Consider the following 16,083-nt stretch of genomic DNA (forward strand, 5'->3'; position numbering starts at 1 on the left):
CGGGTGGCAGAAATCAACGAGCTGATAGACGAGGCCTTTAGCGATGGCCAGCTGAACCAACGAGCGCCACTGCCCCGAAATCGGCCCCTACGGAGAAGGTGATTATGTGGGAGCGTCCAACGTAGCCAAAGTGTTCATCCACTGGGCCGACAGTTCCCTGACGCCTCTGGAGAAGCTCGCACTAATCTACATGGCAAACGTCGCTCTAGATGCAGACGCGCCCCCTGTCTATTTTGGGGGATCTGCTGCTCTGGCCGACGCATTAGGTGAAGACGGAAACGCCCTGCGGAACCGATATGCGCCCGTTGACGATGAGGATGCGCAGAGGACACAGCAACGCAAAGCGAAGGCCGTAGAAGAGAAGGTTCGGCGCATCTTGACGGCTCTAGGGAAAGCTGGCGCAGTGGTGTCCAGCAACGACGCGCACAGGTCGCGCTCGAATGACTACGCTCTCTGCTTGGACCCCGGCATCTCGTACAAGCCGATCGAACGAGTACGTGTCGATAAATACCTCCGGATGGCTTGGGAGCCTGTGGATAACCGCAGTAGCCCCACAAAACTTGTGGGGCATCCATCCAAGGAAACTGTGGGGCATAAACACAAAACTTGTGGGGCATTATCCAAGGAAACTGTGGGGCAACACCCCACAAAAACTGTGGGGCCAAGGAGTAAGGAGGATCCAACTAATGAATATATGGAGGAGAAAATCCAGTCGGTCTCTCAACTCACTACCGCACGCGAAGCCGAATTCTTGGACGACGACGAACCACGCACCCCGGAGCAAGAACGCCAACGTCAATTGGCTGCACTCAAACCCATGATGCAAGCAGAAAGTGAGAAATCCGCGTGAACCTCCAAGAGCTCGTCCAAACCCACACCGAAGGTCGCAGCAAGCGCGCAATCGCCGAAAACAGCCGCGGCAAACTCAGCGCAAGCCAACTCAGCCTCCTCGCCACCAAACCAGTCGCAGCCTTCCCCAAGCCTGAAACCATCCGAGCCATCGCACGAGCATTCAGAATCCCACCCCTGACCATCGTGCTCGCCACCTGCGAGACCCTCGGGCTCGCAGACGACAACAGCATCACCGAGGAAATCACTTTTTGGCAGGGCCACGCTCAACACTATAAGTCCCAAATCGAGAACTACCGGCGCCAAAATGAGGACCTGCGCCGGCACTTCCGCAACCTCACCCCCATCGCACGCGAACGCCCCTACCTACTCGCCGGAACCGGACACAACAAAGACCACCTCGACGCGATCGACAACGAACAACCCAACCCCGTAGGGGTAGGCGCCAGCAAAAGGAGCGCAGAGTGACCGGATTCCACGACCTCAACTTGCTCAGAGACTACAGGTCCGTCATCACTCCAGAGGTTAGCTTTGCGATCATCGAAATGATCGGCCCCGACAAGATCCGCCGCATGTTCCGCGCCAACACGGACCCGGTTCTGACCAGACGCGTACACGAAAGCATCTCCAGCCTTCGCTCCGGGGCCAAAATCTACGCGGATGCACAGAGAGAGCCGGAAGCCCCTGCTAGGCCGCCTGTCACGTCCTGCAAAAGCTCAGAGGAGTGGATTACGGCGAAGGAAGCAGCGGAGATACTCGGCAAGGGGCCAAGGATGGTCTCCAACTACCGGGCCGCGGGCGACATCACCGGCCGAAAGAAAGACGGACGAACCTGGGAGTACGACAAGGCCAGCGTTGAAGAGTTCGCCCTGCAGCTCCAGTTGAAAGCCGCTTGACTCCCAACAACCCACAAACGGGGCCAGCTTTTGCGAGCTGGCCCCGTTTGAGTTTTGAGACGAATTACGGGAGCCACTATCAGCGCCCATGATCCCGAAGATGTCAGTTCGCGACTGGCATCAAGCAGTTCTCACTTATCCACAGATTTTGGGAGAACTGATGGCCACCTGACGTATGCCCAGTGACCATCAGTTCTTAGGAACTAACCCTTGATGCTGCGAGGGTCGTTCCCGTTGGGAATGGTGTTCTTGGCGCGAATCTGACCATTGCGACCGTGGATGCTAATCTCGCCGCCTCCGAGGTTGCCAACGATCTCCCGAGTGCGTCCATATGCCTGCTGCTGGGTATCAGCATACTGCGAAACCCGCGAATTGTTCTGGCCCTTGATAGCCCAGCCGTTATCAGTCTTGTAGATATTGTAGTTGTTGGAAGCCAATTGCTTCACCTTTCATACTTAGGAATGAGGTGTCGGGTCAAAGTAGTGAGTGCGTTACGATCACCCGACGAGGAAGACAGATCCGGCTAGCCGCGGACTGGCTGGATGCGGATCGTACGCTTGATCCGGATACGGATGCGACGAGTTGCCACCTTATTCACTTGACCCTTCTGAACGTTGTCCAAAACAGGGCGTTACGCAAGTCTCCCAATGCCTTTTCAATTGACATCGGCGAGCCGACACTCCTAAGCTGGAGAAACTTCGAACCATAAGAAGTTACCCGAGACTTAGCGTACGTACCTGTTCCTAGTTTTCGGTTATTGAGGTCGAGAAGGTTGCCGCCTTCTCGACCTATTTTTTTGACCTTCAAAAAAGTTTCCAGCGATAACTCGAAACTTTCTCCGATCTGGGTTAATCCTACATCTTGTGTCTGGTCGGTCAAGCGGCCACAAGATGATGTATTACAGCTAAGTCATCCCCCCACAGCACAGTCCACAGGAATTGTGGATAGCGGCCCCTGGTTTAACCTTGATTTCTCGCGGTCGCTCATGATTTGCCCACAGCTTGGGTTATCGGATGTAAAACATAAAATTACTTAGTATTCGACGTTCTTCGGAGCGTTGCGCCTCCCTCAACCTGCACTCTGAGCGAGACATCTGCAAATTCGTCGAAGTCATTGGTTGTAAGCCATTTCTCGGTTTTCACATCCGGTAGCCGTGTGGTTGGGAGTTCCGGTACTTGTCCAATGCAGCCCGGGGTATACGCCAGGCTGAGGTTCGTCCGCCGGTGCCGCCCTTGTATGCGCCGGGGAATTTGCCCCGGTTGGCGAGCTTGCGGACCATCGTGGTGGACTGTCGCAGCTCGGCCGCGACTTCCTCCACGGTCATATCAGGTTCAGCCATTCGTGAGTCCTTCCAAAATTCGGAAACCGGAAACCCGGACGTCGAGGTGAAACTATCTTTTGATCAGAATGACATTCCTGTATCCACTCAATCTAGCGGCAACGCTGATTCGGAAATCAGAAACCGACCACTTGTCGCTGACGGCATGATCAAATCATGATGCCGCACTTGGGCCGGGCATGACCCACACTTTCTTGGTAGGCATCATAGGGGCCACCGGACGAGCAACACCAACAGTCGCCAGAACACGGTGGCCCTACACCCTTACCGGAAATCGGAAACACAGGGCATGCGATGCACCTTAGCGTGGAACCAAGATGTCCTTGTTATCTCCTTTCGGAGGACGTCTACCGGGCCACTGCGCCGGGATCCGGCAACTTCGATTGCCGACAGCAGTGGCCCCACACTCTTTCAGAAACCGGAAACCGGGGGCAGACGCTGTCCCCTACATTGAAACCAAGATGCCGGAACTGTCCTTTCGGAGCATCTTCCCCAGGGGCCACCACGCCAGCTTTCCGCGTCACGCGGGTGGTGGCCCCACCCTTTTTTCAAAGACCTGGCGGGGCCGTTCGGCTGAATGGGGATTCCCCCGGCCCCGCCACACCATCCACGGAATCGAAGGTAGGCCCAATTTGGGAAAGCAGAAACACGACATCGGATACCAGAAACGCAAGCGAGCCGAAGCCGAATCCCAAGCAAAGGCCCAAACCGACACCCCACGCGCAACATCAGAAAGCAGGTAAAACCATGGCGAATCAAGCCAGAGAATCACGTGTGCACGAAACGCTGGAAGCTCTCCGCCCTGAAGGTCCAGTCGTCACTGAAGCGGCGCAAGCAGCTGCGGCAGAGTGTCGCATCAGGATGACAGGCCGCGGGACCAAACCACTCGAAGAACGACTGCACACCCGTATGCTCGTCGACAAGAGCTTCCACCTGACCGGGCTCGGTTCTGGAACCACCACCGAGTCAGAAAAAGACCATCTCTACGTCGCACAGATCAGCGTCGAAGTCGCAGCTGAAGCCATCCGGCTCGCGTTCATGCGCCAAAACACGGCCGCCACACCCCGAGCCGCTGAAGTCTACGCAGACCGAGAAATCATGAAGCTCTACCACGAAGCCGCAGCGCAAACCTCAAACGAGGTCAACCGCCTCGAATTCACGTCGCACAAGGCAGAACGCCTCGCTAACAACATCTGCGGAGGTCAGGCGTGAACGCCAAACAAAGCCCTGCATGGAACGTCAAACCTCTGCCGAATGGTGATTTGGATGTTCGTATCAATCAAGAATCCGCACTAATGTCCCGGTACATCATCGCAAGGCTCTGTGAAGCTCTAGAAATGAGCCATGAGCAAACGCGCGTCCTCATGGGGGAACAATCAGAACGACTCCCCGCTTCGCATATCGAGTCATTCTCGAATCTCGATGACCGCAGCAAGCTGCACTTCATGGTTGATACCCGACTCAGAACCGTTGCTGAGGTCAAACATCAGATCGTGGTAGAGCAGCTGGAAGAACAACGAGCGTGGAATGAAACAGTTGCTGTCGCGGTCAAAGAGGCCTCTCGATGAAGCGGAACAAGGTTACCGTTTGGATGCTGGAGCTAGCCGGGAAGGTTCACCCGCTGCTGGGTCCGATCTTCCGGACACGGCCGGGCGCGGAGATTGACGCTGAGCACGCGCCGAACGGGCTAGCAACTGGCAAGTGCGAAATGTGCCTGGTCCTTGGAATCCATACCCGCACTGAAACGGTCTTGCCCACCGGTTTGCGCAAGGATTCCGGCGTGTGCCTGCATCACGATCTCATGCTCAACCAGGCAGTGGAAGACGGAACCGAGCAGATTGTGGATAACTACACGGAGGAGATCTGCGCACGCTCCAGCGCTCTCGCAGCAATCCGTCCGTTCTGGATGCCACGCCGGATGTTCTTCGAACTGCGACAGCGTGCCCGCCGCCTGCACCGCAAGTGCGCAGCTGCGTACGTCTACGATTTCCTAATCCCTATCTTCGACCGGCGCGCAAACGAACGCACCCGGGAAGCAGAACTTCTCGAAGCGCAGATCGCCGCACAACGAGCGCAGAACATCACCGACGGAGCCAACGGGCCGTGAAAGATGTGCCAGCTCGCATCCGCGCATGGGGGGCGCGGGTCAGTCCGAAGCAACGGCGGGCCCGCGCCCAAGCATTATTCGATCAGCTCAGGGCCAACGAGGAGATCCAGCTAGACAAGATCGAAGCCCGAATCCAACAGATCAAACTCAACACGAACTACTACCGCCGGAAGGGATAACCCATGGCACTTTTCCAGACCCTCGAAAGCACCACCAAAGCACTCGCGGACGCCAACGCGGCCATTGCCGAGTGGGAGACCAAGCACGCGAACGCCATCGCCGAACTCACACAACTCGAATCAACGGCAATGGACGAGATCCTGGAGGACCCAGCGAAGGCCGAGACACACGCGTTCAAAGTCGGCACGCTCACCGCCCAGATCAACGTCTACGCCCGAGCCATCGAAGCCGCCCGCGCCAAGACCCTAGGCAAGCACCGCGACATGCTCGAAGCGGAAGCGAAAGACGAGGACAAGAAAGCCGCCGAAGCTGAAAAGGTCGTCGCCAAGCACGAGGCAAAGGTCAAGACGGTCATGGACGCGCTCCAGGAGCTCGAAGGCGCCGAATACCGACTCCAGCTGGTACGCGATGAACACGGCAACATCGACTACTCGTTCAACTGTGAACAAACCACGAAAACGCAAAAGCTGCAGTTCGTGGCAGATGACCACAAACTGCGCGCCCACGTCATCCGTGAATTCCTCGAAACCGGGAAGATCCGAGACAACGCGTACGGCATGGGTGACCTCCCAGGCGTTGGCCAGCGTTTCAACCCAGCTAAGCATGTGCCGGCCAGCGTCCGCGCCGCCAAAACCGCAGGGCTAGGGCAAGAGGTCAGCCCGTGAGCTTCAATATTGATTTCGATACATCCGAACTAGTGACGTTCGCCAATGAACTACTGGCGGTCGTGCAGAAAGTGCCCAGCCAAACTCAAAGCGTGGTGAACAAGACGGCGAAAGATATCGAAGCAACCGCAAAGGCCATCGTCCCCGTTGATACTGGCAATCTCCGCTCGTCGATCAACACCCAACCGAGCCGGGGTGCATCTCGAAGCTCAGTGACCATTGGGGCCGATGTCGTTGCCGGGACTAAGTATGCGAAGTACCTAGAATTCGGGACCAGCCGCATGACCGCACGACCGTTCATGGGCCCAGCATCCGCGAAGCACGAGCCGGCGTTCTTGGCCGCGATGCAGCAACTCGTCAGCAAGATATAAGGTGGTGACATGAGCGACAAGAACGAACAAGTCGAGACCATCATCAACGAGGTCACCTCACTGCTCGAAACAGACCCTGAATACGCGAAAACCCTGGGTGTCAACGCCCAGGGTATTTCGTACCTCCACGGGGCCGCGGCTGGCGTGAACGCTCAACCTGGCAACGAAGCATAGTCGCCGTTCAGACGGTCACCCAGGCCCGCTCCAACTGACGGTGACGAAGCAGGTAGAACGCATTCCGACTGGTGGCCAAGCTTGCCGAAGCGATGTCAGGATCCGCAGCGTACGCGCGTTCAATCGCATCGACTGTACGCGCCTGCAGCTCGTTGAACGCGACTCGATCTGTGATTTGCATGCGGGCTGCCAGGTCTTCAAGGATCCGCACCATCGACTCGCGGTCGCCGAGGGACTCCGCGTAGGCGAGCGACAACTTCGATATCAGGGCCTTGTGTTGGCCACGGGTGAGGTTGAGCGTTCGCGTGCTTCCGATGATAGGCAACAGCTCGTCGGCATCTTGCGTGTTCTCTGTGTTAGTCATGCAACCAAGGTACGTTCGATGGTCCCGCGGACGTTTCCCGTTTCCGAAAGTCTTGGCTTGGTAAGAACGGCTTTTCTCGTTCTCAAAAGTTTTTCCTAAAACCTATTGCACTCTCACAACTCGTTCCCGTAAGCTATTCCCATAAGCAAAACGGACCAACGAGTTACTTGGAGAAGGCATGGCGAATCTAATCGGCTACGCTCGTGTCAGCACAGCCAAACAGGCCGTACACGGCACATCGCTAGAGCATCAAGAACGCGCACTCACCGAAGCTGGCGCATTCAAGATCTTCACGGACCGCGGTATCAGTGGCGCGAAAGCCCAGCGCCCTGCACTGGACGAGATGCTCGGATACCTCCGCCCCGGCGACACGGTACTGGTAACCAGGCTAGACAGGCTCGGGCGGTCCATGCGACACCTCGTGGAGCTCGTGAACGACCTCAAATCACAAGAGGTCGGTTTCCGATCTCTGCAGGAGGGCATCGACACCAGCAACATCAATGGCCAGCTAGTATTCAACATCTTCGCTTCGCTGGCAGAGTTCGAACGCGGACTGATCCAGGAGCGCACGGCTAAGGGTTTGCAGTCCGCCAGGGAACGCGGCAAGCTCGGCGGTCGGCCTCGGAAGTACGACGCGGAAAAGGTCTCCCTGATCAAGCAAATGCACAGCGAAGGGCACAAACCACAAGTTATTGCGCAAGCTGCCGGCGTGAGTGTTTCCACGATGTACCGGCTGCTCAACATGAACGACACCGTCGAGAAATCGACAACCTAACCCGGGGTAGCTACCCCATATAGAAAAGCGATGCCGGATCTCCGCTACAGATCAACCGGCACCGCATCATCACCCTCACGAGAAAGTCAGGATAATGACTAATTCTACGCTCACCGCGCCAACCTCTCAATACACCCCTGCACCAGTCACAACCATTAAGACCTGCCGTTCGGCCCGCTGGTGGAACTTCAACGCTTGGAACCTTGAGCATGAGCTCCTCAAGTCGCAGTACATCGGGCGCGTGACCTACACAGACAACGCCGAGGACATCTCAGGAGAAGGCTTATTCTCCTACGAAATTCGCACGACCGTTCCAGGCTACGACTTCGAGCTTCTGCCATTCGTGCAAATGACTGTGCTGCGAGAATTCAGTTCGCGCTACCACGGCAAATTGTCGGACTACGAAATTCTCGGCCACGCAATCGTTCACCTCGAACGAGGCACCGAATGCACGGCAAAGGACCCCCAATACTGGGATGAAGAGTGCAATGCAGTCGAATTTGAATCTTCCAACCGCATGGGGTTCGGCCATCACCTGTGCAACACCCGAGATCCACAGAACAAAAAGTGGATCTACTACTACCCAACACACTAATCACTAGAAAGCACTGAGCCCGTTGGCGCTTCCGAAAAATCGGATATGCCGACGGGCTTTTTCGTACCCAAAAACATAACTGAATATGGAGGTGTAGCTTTGGCGGATCAGAACCTTGTCGTTCGCGTTCGCGCCGAGATCGGTGCGTTCAAACGCGATATGGAAGCTGTTGTTCAATCAGCGAAGCGAGCCGGTGAAGAGTCAGAAAAAGCCGGGAAAAAAGCTGACAAGGCCGGTAAAGGTTTTGACAATGCTGGCAAGTCATCTAAGGCTGCAGGTGAAGCCCAAGAACAGGCCGGGTCAAAGTCAGAATCAGCTGGCAGGAAAGCCGAAGAAGCCGGTCGGAAAGCCGAAGAAGCCGGTCGGAAAGCTGAAGAAGCTGGCCGTAAGGCGGAGTCTGGTATTGGCCGGATGGCACAGACAGCGCAGAAACACCAGCAAGCCTGGGACACCGTTTCGACGACCCTCATGGTTGGTGGCGCGGCAGTTGCTGGCGGTCTAGCACTAACCGCGAAGGCCGCAATCAGCTGGGAATCCGCGTTCGCTGGCGTGAAGAAAACCGTAGATGACTCCCCGGCCGGTTACAGACAGTTGTCCGACGAGCTGCGTGGACTTGCCCGCACACTCCCGGCCACTCATGAAGAGATTGCTGGTGTAGCTGAAGCTGCTGGCCAGCTCGGTGTGGCCCGCAAGGACATTACCGGGTTCACCAAGACGATGATCGACTTGGGGGAGTCCACAAACCTGACCGCTGAGGAAGCGGCCACGAACATCGCGCAAATCTCGAACGTGATGGGCACGATGGAGCGTGAAGGCTCCAAGGGTGTGCAGCGTTTCGGTTCTGCTCTGGTCGCACTCGGTAACGACGGCGCATCGACCGAAGCCGAAATCTTGTCAATGTCGCAGCGTATTGCTGGTGCTGGTGCGACGATTGGTGCGTCCGAAGCTGACGTACTGGCCTTGTCCAACACCCTCGCATCCATGGGCGTGAAAGCCGAACTCGGTGGCGGTGTTACCACCCGTGTCTTGCTGAAGATGCGCACGGCCGTTGACGAAGGCGGCGAATCGCTGCAGTCGTTCGCGAAGGTCGCCGGCGTTTCCGCCGACGAATTCGCTTCCAAGTTCCGGTCCTCCCCAATGGAAGCCCTCGACTTGGTGTCGAAGGGCATCGACCGAGTCAATGAAGCTGGCGGCAACGTGACCGCCACGCTAAAGGACATGGGCATCAAGGGCACTGAGGAAACCCAAGTCATGCTCGCCCTAGCCAACTCGGGTGAACTGCTTGCCGACTCGCTGAAGCTGGGCGCGCAGGCATGGGATGAAAACCTCGCCCTCGTCGCCGAAGCAGAGCAACGGTACAACACAACCGAGTCGAAGATCCGCATCGCGTGGAACAACATCAAAGACTCCGGTATTTCGGCGGGCGCAGCATTGCTCCCAGCCGTGTCCGGTGTCTCGGATGTGGTCGCGAAAATGGCTGGTGCTTTCTCTGACCTACCCGGACCAGTGCAGACGGCGTTCACTGCTCTTGCTGGAATCGGCGGCGTCTCGGCGCTGGCTGTTGGTGGCGGCATGAAGGTCGTCGGCATGCTCGGCGATTTGGTTCCGAAGATGCAAGCTCTCGGTATCGACACTCCACGCTCCACTCGTGCTCTGGGCTTGTTCGCCAAGACCCTCGGCGGAATCACAGCTGTAGGTGCTGGCATCATCGTGGGCAAGATGGCCATCGAAGCGATCAACGAAGCTGCACGATCCGGCCGACCCGACGTCGAAGCCTACTTCAACTTACTCGCCACCGGCGGCGATGTCGTAGGTGCTCTGGATCTTGATCTGGGCGGCAGTAATTTCATGTTCCCTAACTCCTACATCAAGGGGGTAAAGGAATACTACGGTGCCCACACCGAAGGTGCCGCGGCAGCCATGCAGGCGATCGACGCTGGCGACCAAAACGGATTCGTTCGGTGGGTGTCGCAAAATCTTGGCATGGGTGATGTGCGCCGTGCCTCCGAGGACTGGTTGCAGATCGCTGAAGCTGGCAAAGCTGTGGCCCGGGCATTTGACATGGGCGAAACGGACCTAGGCCTCGACAAGCTACAAGAGCTGCAGGGTGCGTGGCAACTCAACGATGAATATGTCGGGAAGCTGATCAACAATGTTCCCGAACTGAAATCGGCACTTACCAACTTAGCGACTGAGAATGGCATCCAGATCGATCCGAACAATGAGCTTGGGTTAGTTGATCTTGCTCTAGGACGTATTGCGCTGTCCGCACCCGAAGCGGCAGACGCGATGGCAGACGCTGGAGGTGCCGCAGATGATGCAGGCGCGTCGTTCGAAACGGCCGCCGAGAAGGTAGATAAATTCTACGAAACGCTCGTAAATGCTGGCTTGGTTGTCCTGAACGAACGCGAGTCACTGCGAGCTTTGGAAGAATCATTCGATGCCGCGGCTGAAGCTGCGGAGAAAAACGGCAAGACCCTCGATACCAATACCGCGAAGGGCCGCGAGAACCAAGCAGCTCTGGACGCCATCGCTGACCGGACGCTGAACTACATGGAAGCCCAGCGGGCAGCCGGCGCAGGTACCAAGGAGCTTGCTGAGGGAATGGCCCAAGGCCGCGAAGGTTTCATTCAAGCAGCTACAGCGATGGGCATGTCTGAGAAAGCTGCTGGTGCGCTAGCCGACAGTTTGAACCTGATTCCTGGCGCCGTGTACATCTCATTCGATTCGAACACGGACAGCTTGGCGTCGAAGCTTACTGAGATTCACGAGCTGGTGCAGTCCACTCCGGACGGTAGCGTCACCATTGACGAGAATAGCCCGCAAGTGATTGGGGCTCTCGAAGCTCTCGGTTACATCGTCACCACGTTGCCGGACGGCCAGATCACGGTCTCCGAGACCGGAACTGATGCCACAGGTAAAAAGATCGACGCGACTGCGGGTAAGAAACGCACCGCAAAGATCAACGCGGAAGGTATCGTCAAAGCTGCCAATAACCAGCTGGACAACGCCGCGAAGGATCGGAACTCTACGATCTTCGCGACCGCATCCACTGGCGCGGCCGAAGGTCAACTGAACACTGCCGCGCGTGACCGCAGCTCTACGATCTACACTCGTGTGGTCACAACCAACGTCACTTACGAGACGACTGGGCGGGGCGGACGAGGTGGCATAACCCGCGCGTCGGGTGGTTCCGTATTCGGTCCGGGCACTGAAACGTCCGACTCGATCCCGGCGATGCTCTCAAACAACGAGCACGTATGGTCGGCCCGTGAAGTCCGCGGAGCGGGTGGACACGGAATGGTCGAACGGATGCGCGCCCTAGCACGCTCCGGCGCACTACCAGCGTTTGCTACCGGTGGTCGCGTGGGATGGTCGCAAGAGCAAGACCGCAACCTGTCGAAGCGGTCAGCTAACGCCACCATCGACCGGAAACGTGCTGAACGACGAGTCAAAGCTGAAGAGAAGCAATACAACGCGATCAGCTCAAAGAAAGACGACTCGGCGCGAAAGAAAGCCGCCAAACGGCAGCTAGACTCCGCGAAACGTGACCTTGACCGGATCAAAAAGATCGAAGACCGCGCCAAGGAAGCACTGCGCGAATCGAAGGAACGCACAGCACGTCTGAGCGACCAAACCTTCGACCTGCGACGTGACCTGAAGCGTGGCGACATCGTCGACTCCTTCACCAGCGGTTCAGGCATGTCCATCGTCGATCAGATGTTCGAACAGTCCAAGAACAAGGACCTTTCCAAGACACAACGCTCCCGACTTCGGTCAACCGCGTACGGCATGGAAAACCAGCTGATCCAATTGGAGAAGCGCTCCGAGAAGCTCACCACCCAACTGGACAAAGCCACCGAAGCCCGCGACCGGCTACTAGACGCGAAGAACTCGGCAGCATCCGGCCTGCGCAGTGAGTGGTCACTCGAATCAGTGATGCAGTGGGACACGTTGAAGAACGGACCCCTGACAGCTGGTGACATCAAAACCCAAGCACGGGCAAAAGTCTCCCAGTACAAGACGTTCGCGAAGAAGATCGACGAACTCCGTAAGAAGGGTTACAGCGGGGCTGTAATCCAGGACGTCATCGAACTCGGCGTGAACGAGGGAACGTACGCGGCGGATGCTCTGCTTGGCGGATCAAAGTCCGACATGCGAGCCATCAACCAAGCGTACAAGGACATGGACTCCTACACGAACGCGACTGGCACTTACCTGACTGACGCGATGTCTAAGGGTGGTATCAACGCCGCCGAAAGCCTCGTCAAGGGGCTGGAGTCGAAAGCTGATGCTGTCGATGCGGCGTTCTACTCGCTGGGTAAGCAGGCCGAGGGCGCATTCAAACGTGCCTTGGGTATCAAGTCGCCTTCCCGGGTGTTCAAGGGTGCCGCCAAGGACACCATCGACGGCGGCATCGTCGGCTTGGACGAGAACAAGAACCGGCTATTCGGCGCGTACGAAGACCTTGGCCAAGGTGTTGTCAATGCATACCGTCCGAGTACACTCAAGGCGGCTCTCATGCCAGGCAGCGTCGTGTCGAACGGGGCGTCGGCTACGAAGATTGGTCCGAGTATCTCGGTAGTGAACTACTACCCGGTAGCTGAGCCAGCTTCGAAGACGATCGATAGGGCGAACCAGCTCGCGCAGCTGTAGTGAAAAACAGCCGAAGTTCAGAGTTTCCGCTGGGTAAGCGCTGGATTAGGTGATTTTTCACCAAAAAGATAACCCCTCCTGACATGGATTATTCCAAGTCAGGAGGGGTTTTGTCTGTGCGCCCTGCGGGGGTCGAACCCGCGACCAATGGATTAAAAGTCCAGTGCTCTACCAGCTGAGCTAAAGGCGCACGGCCTACGGCCAAAAACCATATTACCCGAAGTCGGCGCACATGCTTAATCGGGTCGGATTGATGTCACATTGCACCCTGAGAACATAGGAAAAGGGAGTAACCTAGTCGCCATGAGAGGTGCACGTTCCGGATCCAAAACTGCCCACGACTCGGGGTATCGACATCACAAACCCCGACCATTCGCCCCCATCGATTTTGAACCCTATGAAGGTGGGGCGGATCCTGCGCGGGTATCCGAAGCCGCCCATCTATCGGCCCGAGCATTTGTCCAACGGGGGCTGGCCAATGAGGACCCCGAGGTGACCGAGCGCCTGATCGCCGTGGCGGAGGATGAAGGGATCGAGGTGCTGGCCGAGCTCTGGAGCGAAGCGCCGGCGCATTCGCTGCCCGGCGCCCTGTGGCGCCTCTACGCGGTGCGCGCCGCCACCCTGAACACTCCCGAGGTTATGGCCGCCCGGTTCACCGCCGGCGCGCACCGGGCCGAAGTTGAACGCATCGTCGCCGGTGTGGCCGAGCCGCCAAGTGCCGAAGAGCTGAAAAACATGACCAGCTCGATCCTCACCGGAGCATTCAATGGTGATTTTGCTCATGCATTGGAACGGACCGCGGCCTACTGCCGGGTGCTTGCCCTGGGCATGACCGAGCACGCCGATGCCGCGGATCTGGCCAGCAGCGAGCGCGGCACAAACCTCACCCTGCGTGCCCGGTCGCTGGATAAAACCGCCAGCGACCTTGAAACCTGCGCCCGCTTATGGCGTCAGGGCACCCTGGACTAAGCAACAAAAACGGCCCGCCGGCCGACCAGCCGTAGGATTGGGAAGGCAGAATTTTTCCACGAAAGGCCGGCGCGTGACCAAGAACGAGAAGAGCGCATCGCCGGGCACCCTGCGCTGGCTCCTGGTACTGATCGCCACCGCGCTGTTATCCCAAACAGCCTTGAACCTGATCCGCCCCGTCACCACCTACAAACTCATTGCCCTGGATTCCGGCCCGGTGACCGTGGGCGCGGTGACCGCGGCCTATGCGTTGCTCCCGCTGGTGACGGCTATTTCGCTGGGCCGCATCTCCTCGCGCACACGCCAGGTGCGCTACATGATGCTGGGCGGCATCATCCTGCTGGCCCTTGGCGGAGCCGGTATCGCGCTGGCGCCAAATGTCGTGTTGGTTGGCGCCGCCAGCGCCGTGCTGGGCATGGGACACCTGATGTTCACCATCGGCGGGCAGTCTTCCATTGCACGTTTCCTGCCCGACAGCGAGCTGGATAAGGGTTTCGGGTGGTTCACCGCCGCTTACTCCGCAGGCCAGTTCCTCGGCCCGCTGGTTGCCGGCTTGATCCTGGGCACCGGCACCTCGCCGGACTCCCCGGAACGCGTCGCCAGCATCGGGATCTCGCTGTGGATCGGTGTGGCCTGCTCGATTCTTGCCACCCCGCTGTTGCTGGCGAACTTGCAGCCTGCCACCAACAAAAACAACGCGGCGGCAAGTCCCGAGCGTCCCAAGACCTCCGCGCTGGGGATCCTTCGGGTGCCCGGCATGAGCTCGCACATGTTCGCCTCGCTGACACTGCTGTCCATGCTGGACATCCTCACCGCATTCCTGCCGCTGGTCGCCGAACAGCATAACGTCACACCGGTAGCGGTCGGTGTGCTCTTGGCCATTCGAGGCTGTGCCTCGGTGGCCTCCCGTTTGGTCATTCCGCAGCTCTCCGCCCACTTCAGCCGCCCGGCCCTGCTGAGAACCAGCTTGTACGTTGCGGCGCTGACCCTGGCCGTGGCCCCCTTCTTTATCGATTCACTGTGGATCGCCGGCAGCGCCATGCTGGTCGGCGGGTTCTTTTTGGGCCTAGGCCAGCCGCTGACCATGACCATGATCTCCACCTCGGTTGCGCCCGCAGACCGAGGCGCCGCGCTGGCCGTTCGCCTGATGGGAAACCGCCTAGGACAAGTGGGGCTGCCGATCCTCGCGAGTACCGTCGCGGCGGGCATGGGCCCGGCCGGCGCGATCTGGTTTTGCTGCGCGCTGCTGGGGATCAGCGGGATCGAGAAATCGATCCGGCGTTAACGTGATAAACGGCACGCCGCGATGCCCGCGGTTGACAGCAAGCGCTTGAAGCGAGAAAACTAGGAATCGGTGCCGGGCTGCTGGTAACCCCGGGCTCCAAAACTCTGCCGCCCTGAGCGGCCTTCCGCCGAGAGGCGTTCCCGGTCCGGCACCACCAATATTTTCTGTTTACCTCAACGACGTAAACTATTCCCAGTTGCTACCTGCTCTCAAGCTCTAGTCGAATGGTGCGCCGTACAAAGTGAAGTTCCAGATCTTTCCCTCAGCCTCGCGCGGCATTGAATTGCTGCGCGACCTTGCCGCGACGATTCGGCGGTCGGTAGCCGGTGTCTCTGAGATGATCGGCAACCCGGCGGGGCGCACCCAACAGCTACGCGACCTTGCCGCGGCGGAGGCGGAGGCCTACGACCTGCTCCACGCCGTGATGACCCACCTGCGCACCAGCTACATCTCTCCGCTTCCCCGCGAGGACATGTACACCCTCTCCCGGTTGCTCCACGAGACCATGGAGCAGCTGCGCGGTACCGGCGAACTGATTGTGAACATCGGCTCCACCCCGCTCTCCGAACGGTCATCCGAGCAGCTTGAACTGATTTCCCAGCTCACCGACCTGGCCTACGACTCGGTCCAGCGCCTGAACAACTTGGATGACCTGGAAGACAACTGGTTGCAGATGCTGCAGGCCTCCAAACGCGCCGCCCGCACCCACCTGGTGTGGATTGGCGAAATTTCAACCTTTTCCAAGGCCAGCACCATGCACCGCCACCAGCAGGTGGCCAACCAGCTGCTGCTCACTTCGAATACCTTGCGGCAGTTTGCCGATCACCTGGGCCGCGTGCTGGTCAAGGAGTCCTAAGA

At 58.2% G+C, this 16,083-nt stretch carries 18 protein-coding genes and 1 tRNA gene; 15 read left to right on the plus strand and 4 right to left on the minus strand.

Annotated features, from left to right (window positions below; translation table 11 throughout):
* Positions 1-106: 106 nt before the first annotated feature.
* Genes ACIOWL_RS18885 through ACIOWL_RS18895 form a run of 3 tightly spaced genes read left to right on the plus strand, consistent with a single transcriptional unit; the run spans position 107 to position 1,745 of the window.
* Complete coding sequence (locus ACIOWL_RS18885; protein WP_400388745.1) at positions 107-850, plus strand: hypothetical protein; 744 nt, start codon at positions 107-109, stop codon at positions 848-850.
* Entirely contained in the window at positions 847-1,317 is a 471-nt protein-coding gene (locus ACIOWL_RS18890; RefSeq protein WP_400388747.1) for a hypothetical protein, read from the plus strand. Before ACIOWL_RS18885 ends, ACIOWL_RS18890 begins: the two co-directional genes overlap by 4 nt.
* Positions 1,314-1,745: a helix-turn-helix domain-containing protein gene (locus tag ACIOWL_RS18895; protein WP_400388749.1), complete on the plus strand. Its 432-nt coding sequence runs from the start codon at positions 1,314-1,316 to the stop codon at positions 1,743-1,745. The genes ACIOWL_RS18890 and ACIOWL_RS18895 overlap by 4 nt, the downstream gene beginning before the upstream one ends.
* Before the next feature lie 203 nt (positions 1,746-1,948).
* Here the strand turns inward: ACIOWL_RS18895 and ACIOWL_RS18900 are convergent, their stop codons facing one another.
* Together ACIOWL_RS18900 and ACIOWL_RS18905 are read right to left on the minus strand one after the other, a co-directional pair.
* Complete coding sequence (locus tag ACIOWL_RS18900) at positions 1,949-2,182, minus strand: DUF2188 domain-containing protein (RefSeq protein ID WP_400388752.1); 234 nt, start codon at positions 2,180-2,182, stop codon at positions 1,949-1,951.
* A 701-nt stretch (positions 2,183-2,883) separates the two neighbouring features.
* Positions 2,884-3,084 (minus strand): helix-turn-helix domain-containing protein, encoded by a 201-nt coding sequence (locus tag ACIOWL_RS18905; protein WP_400388755.1) that lies wholly within the window; start codon positions 3,082-3,084, stop codon positions 2,884-2,886.
* Positions 3,085-3,831: 747 nt separating this feature from the next.
* On the opposite strand from ACIOWL_RS18905, the gene ACIOWL_RS18910 reads away from it, so the two are divergent.
* From ACIOWL_RS18910 to ACIOWL_RS18935, 6 genes are all read left to right on the plus strand, one after another.
* Positions 3,832-4,296: a hypothetical protein gene (locus ACIOWL_RS18910; protein ID WP_400388758.1), complete on the plus strand. Its 465-nt coding sequence runs from the start codon at positions 3,832-3,834 to the stop codon at positions 4,294-4,296.
* Positions 4,293-4,652 carry a hypothetical protein gene (locus ACIOWL_RS18915; RefSeq protein WP_400388761.1) on the plus strand — a complete coding sequence of 120 codons (360 nt, stop codon included), beginning with the start codon at positions 4,293-4,295 and terminating at the stop codon, positions 4,650-4,652. Before ACIOWL_RS18910 ends, ACIOWL_RS18915 begins: the two co-directional genes overlap by 4 nt.
* Complete coding sequence (locus tag ACIOWL_RS18920) at positions 4,649-5,191, plus strand: hypothetical protein (RefSeq protein ID WP_400388764.1); 543 nt, start codon at positions 4,649-4,651, stop codon at positions 5,189-5,191. The genes ACIOWL_RS18915 and ACIOWL_RS18920 overlap by 4 nt, the downstream gene beginning before the upstream one ends.
* Before the next feature lie 182 nt (positions 5,192-5,373).
* Positions 5,374-6,036, plus strand: a complete 663-nt coding sequence (locus tag ACIOWL_RS18925) for a hypothetical protein (protein ID WP_400388767.1) — start codon at positions 5,374-5,376, stop codon at positions 6,034-6,036.
* Positions 6,033-6,407: an HK97-gp10 family putative phage morphogenesis protein gene (locus ACIOWL_RS18930; RefSeq protein ID WP_400388769.1), complete on the plus strand. Its 375-nt coding sequence runs from the start codon at positions 6,033-6,035 to the stop codon at positions 6,405-6,407. The genes ACIOWL_RS18925 and ACIOWL_RS18930 overlap by 4 nt, the downstream gene beginning before the upstream one ends.
* Positions 6,408-6,416: 9 nt before the next feature.
* Positions 6,417-6,581 (plus strand): hypothetical protein, encoded by a 165-nt coding sequence (locus ACIOWL_RS18935; protein ID WP_400388772.1) that lies wholly within the window; start codon positions 6,417-6,419, stop codon positions 6,579-6,581.
* A gap of 7 nt (positions 6,582-6,588) precedes the next feature.
* Here the strand turns inward: ACIOWL_RS18935 and ACIOWL_RS18940 are convergent, their stop codons facing one another.
* Positions 6,589-6,945: a hypothetical protein gene (locus ACIOWL_RS18940; RefSeq protein ID WP_400388775.1), complete on the minus strand. Its 357-nt coding sequence runs from the start codon at positions 6,943-6,945 to the stop codon at positions 6,589-6,591.
* A 178-nt stretch (positions 6,946-7,123) separates the two neighbouring features.
* Between ACIOWL_RS18940 and ACIOWL_RS18945 the strand changes: the two genes are divergently transcribed.
* The 3 genes from ACIOWL_RS18945 (at position 7,124) to ACIOWL_RS18955 (ending at position 12,971) form a co-directional block, all read left to right on the plus strand.
* Positions 7,124-7,720, plus strand: coding sequence for a recombinase family protein (locus tag ACIOWL_RS18945; RefSeq protein ID WP_400388778.1), 597 nt, complete (start codon positions 7,124-7,126; stop codon positions 7,718-7,720).
* 94 nt (positions 7,721-7,814) lie between these two features.
* Complete coding sequence (locus ACIOWL_RS18950; RefSeq protein WP_400388781.1) at positions 7,815-8,315, plus strand: hypothetical protein; 501 nt, start codon at positions 7,815-7,817, stop codon at positions 8,313-8,315.
* A 99-nt stretch (positions 8,316-8,414) separates the two neighbouring features.
* A complete protein-coding gene (locus ACIOWL_RS18955; RefSeq protein ID WP_400388784.1) occupies positions 8,415-12,971 on the plus strand; it encodes a phage tail tape measure protein in 4,557 nt (1,518 codons plus the stop codon).
* 117 nt (positions 12,972-13,088) lie between these two features.
* Here the strand turns inward: ACIOWL_RS18955 and ACIOWL_RS18960 are convergent.
* Positions 13,089-13,161: transfer RNA gene (locus tag ACIOWL_RS18960), tRNA-Lys, on the minus strand.
* A 113-nt stretch (positions 13,162-13,274) separates the two neighbouring features.
* Between ACIOWL_RS18960 and ACIOWL_RS18965 the strand changes: the two genes are divergently transcribed.
* The 3 genes from ACIOWL_RS18965 (at position 13,275) to ACIOWL_RS18975 (ending at position 16,081) form a co-directional block, all read left to right on the plus strand.
* Entirely contained in the window at positions 13,275-13,940 is a 666-nt protein-coding gene (locus ACIOWL_RS18965) for a hypothetical protein (protein ID WP_400388787.1), read from the plus strand.
* Positions 13,941-14,013: 73 nt separating this feature from the next.
* Complete coding sequence (locus ACIOWL_RS18970; protein WP_400388790.1) at positions 14,014-15,225, plus strand: MFS transporter; 1,212 nt, start codon at positions 14,014-14,016, stop codon at positions 15,223-15,225.
* A gap of 241 nt (positions 15,226-15,466) precedes the next feature.
* Complete coding sequence (locus ACIOWL_RS18975; protein WP_400388793.1) at positions 15,467-16,081, plus strand: hypothetical protein; 615 nt, start codon at positions 15,467-15,469, stop codon at positions 16,079-16,081.
* Positions 16,082-16,083: the final 2 nt, after the last annotated feature.

This window comes from Glutamicibacter sp. NPDC087344 (assembly GCF_044744225.1).
Lineage (GTDB): Bacteria > Actinomycetota > Actinomycetes > Actinomycetales > Micrococcaceae > Glutamicibacter.